The following is a 3,180-nucleotide window of genomic DNA, read 5'->3' as shown; positions in this document are numbered from 1 at the left end:
ACCGCAGGTATTTGAGTTAGTCGGTCGTGATAGCAGTGGTAATGCGGTGGTCAAATATGGATTTGAGTTAAAGCAGTGGTTTGTTCATAGTGGTAATAATGAAAAGAACCATTCTAGTGCGGAATCTTGGTGTAATAATATTGGATACCATCTCCCAAATATCAGGGATTTAACTAATGGATCTTGTCGGGGACTTAATTCAGAAGACGATTGTAACGGTGTAGTAGAGGCAACGCCTTCGTCACCTGATCCTTGGTTCCGGCGTCACATTGGTGGAGGATTGTTCTCGGAATGGGGGATGGTGGAGGATTACGTTGGTGCCAACTTTCCCGGCCTCGGCTCCGGCGCCGGCGGCACTTGGACGTTTAAATATTGGACGCAAGATATAGTAATTAGTACACAAAGGTTTTTTTATGTTAACACGCGTTATGGTTCGTTTTCTCCCGATACTTGGAACTACTCCACAAGGGGCGGCGGACTCTGTGTCTATCCTTAGCTATTATTTCTTAGTTCTTAGGTATTGAAGCTGAGGTAAGAAAAATAATGTTAGGGCGATAAAAAGCGATTTTGTGGCGCGACATTCGCAATGTGCTGACAACTGAGTGAGGTTAGCATGGCAAACAGGGATGTTTGCCAAGGAGCGTTAAGAGCGAACGCAGGCGGAAGGCAGTCACATCGTGACCACTTGCGTGGTCGCCGCGGGAGATTGTAAAGAGGGTTCGTGCCAACCCTCTTAACTCGGACGTAATCACCGCATAGAACTAGCCACCAAACAACAAAACGTCCGAAACTCAAACAACCAAAAAATTTTGAGGAAAGGGGGTTTTTAAGGCCTAAAAATCCCCCTAAAGTTTCTCCGAAATTGGTTTTAAGGGCGTAATTAAGAGGTAATATTACATTAATCTTTACAAAAGTTAACAATTAAACCATCAAAAAAAGTTGCATGGATTTTAGCAATCACTATACTTTTATAGCATATTTATACGAATGGATAAATTTTATGCCGTTAGGCTTAAAATTTTAAATAAATCATAAAATTGGATTGACAAGGATATCTGATATGGATTATAATTTTCAACACACAACACACAACACACAACCTGCCCAACCTATAAATTCACCTATCTAAAGTTAAGCTCACATCGTTTATTATTTAACTGCAGTTTATTATTTCGACAATTTCCCAAATTTCCTAAATTTCAGCAAAATTTTTCAAAATTTCTTGGTTTAGCCTTTTTATCTCGGCCGATGGTTTTGGTATTAACCGTAGTTGTATTACAGTCTATCTCTTTTGCTAATTATGCATTAACCACTAAAACGACCAATATTATTTATGGCTCAGCCCCATATTTAACCTTTGATGGAGGTCGAACCCGGGTAACAAATACCGAAGCGCTACTCGGGATATCCCTTTCTGATGGAAGAACATTTACTCCGACAACCAATAATTCAGAAAGAAATCCTATCGTTTTACCTGTTGCTGGTCAGAGTTTTAATGATATTGGTATGTTAGTACCAACGGATACTGATTCTATTGCATTAAGCTCACTTATTGGCACACCGTATAATTATTGGGGAGATGATGATGGCGATGGTCAGGGGATTGATGGTATCACCGCTACCGGTAGTTTAAATTTATCTATTGTTGATAACTTCAATCATCCTGTTGCCCGTAATGAAGTACTGACTATTTGTAAAGCGCCATATAAATTAACCTTATCTAATGATGGCGGTAGATTAACAACACGTTATGGAGTACCTAATGAAAGTCGTTTTACGGCAGGTAATGCCACTTATTATATTAATCCTAAGGCATCGCCAGTGATTTGTTATGCAAGACCTGACCTAGGATACAGAGACATAAGGCAAGGTCTTTCTGCTGACATATGGAACCCTGAGAAGGGTTTTCTACCACAGTCAGTTACGCCGTCGTCTTATGGTTTAAACTTCCCGACTACGGGTGCTAATAATTTATATTTTTATTTAGATATTGGTGGTAGTAATCAGGCCTTATCGTGGGCGCCGGTTTCGCATGGTGGTATTACGGCAACGATGACCGATTCAACAAGTACCAGCGTTAAAGTCACCCTAACGGGTCCTATTCCTACAGAATGGCAACAGCAAACAGATTATCCAGATCCAATCGATAGACCATCTTTACCGCAGACATTTGAGTTAGTCGGTCGTGATAGCAGTGGTAATGCGGTGGTCAAATATGGATTTGAGTTAAAGCAGTGGTTTGTTCATCGTGGTAATTATGAATCTTGGGACGGTATAATATCTTGGTGTGATCGTTATCATATAGGATATCGTAATCCTAAGGTTCTAGATTTAACAAATGCGTCTTGTCAGGGAAGAGGTTCAAGTCATGGTTGTCGAGGTGCAGTTGGTGCAACGCCTTCATCACCTGATAATAACTATCGGCGTCACATTGGTGCAGGATTTTTCACGGAATGGGGGAGGGTGGACAGTTACGCTAATGCCGGTTTCAAAGACGTCTATTTGACGCAAGATTGGGGGGGTAATAATCTAGGATTTTTTGTGGTTAGAATGGGTGGTGGCACGCATTGCACGCGTGCCTCGAATTACTGCGTGAATGCCGACTCCACAGCATACGTAGTCTGTGTCTATCCTTAGCTATTATTTCTTAATTCTTAGGTATTGAAGCTGAGGATAAGAAAAATAACATTAGGACATTAAAGAATCATTGCCCTGTCAAGGCAATGGCGCTGACGTTGACGAAGTGGGCGATAAAAAGCGATTTTGTGGCGCGACATTCGCAACGTGCTGACAACTGAGAGAGGTTAGCATGGCAAACAGGGATGTTTGGCAAGGAGCGTTAAAAGCGAACGAAGGCGGAAGGCAGTCACGCAGTGACCACTTGCGTGGTCGCCGCGGGAGATTGTAAAGAGGGTTCGCGCCAACCCTCTTAACTCGGACGTAATCGCCGTATAGAAACAACCACAAAACAACAAAACGTCCGAAACTAAAACAACCAAAAAATTTTGAGGAACGGGGTTTTTAAAGCCAAAATCCCGTCCAAGCTTCCCCGAAATTGGTTTTAAAACTAAAATTAGCTCGCTATAAACATAAGAGTTTATTTTGGCAAATAAGTTTGGTGTATTTAATTTAGCGACATTGGCAACGTGCTGACAACTGAGTGAGGTTAGCATGGCAAAC

Annotated in this window: 3 protein-coding genes; 2 read left to right on the top strand and 1 reads right to left on the bottom strand. The window is 41.6% G+C overall.

The window, feature by feature from the left end; translation table 11 throughout:
* Together H3T56_RS11645 and H3T56_RS11535 are read left to right on the top strand one after the other, a co-directional pair.
* The coding region (locus H3T56_RS11645) for a hypothetical protein (protein WP_232351445.1) at positions 1-496 on the top strand (496 nt) is incomplete at its 5' end.
* Positions 497-1,248: 752 nt separating this feature from the next.
* Positions 1,249-2,637 carry a hypothetical protein gene (locus H3T56_RS11535; protein ID WP_198193085.1) on the top strand — a complete coding sequence of 463 codons (1,389 nt, stop codon included), beginning with the start codon at positions 1,249-1,251 and terminating at the stop codon, positions 2,635-2,637.
* Positions 2,638-2,804: 167 nt separating this feature from the next.
* On the opposite strand, the gene H3T56_RS11640 is transcribed toward H3T56_RS11535, so the two are convergent.
* Positions 2,805-3,180: hypothetical protein (locus H3T56_RS11640; protein ID WP_232351444.1), on the bottom strand; the 376-nt coding region annotated here is incomplete at its 5' end.

It is taken from the genome of Gilliamella sp. W8123 (genome assembly GCF_016101085.1).
Lineage (GTDB): Bacteria > Pseudomonadota > Gammaproteobacteria > Enterobacterales > Orbaceae > Gilliamella > Gilliamella apis.
Note: the sequence above shows the minus strand (reverse complement) of the source record. Positions and strands in the feature narration are given on the sequence as shown.

Bases quoted from the DNA above. Each gene is read 5' to 3' on its own strand.
- H3T56_RS11535 (WP_198193085.1), top strand. From the start codon at position 1,249: ATGGTTTTGGTATTAACCGTAGTTGTATTACAGTCTATCTCTTTTGCT.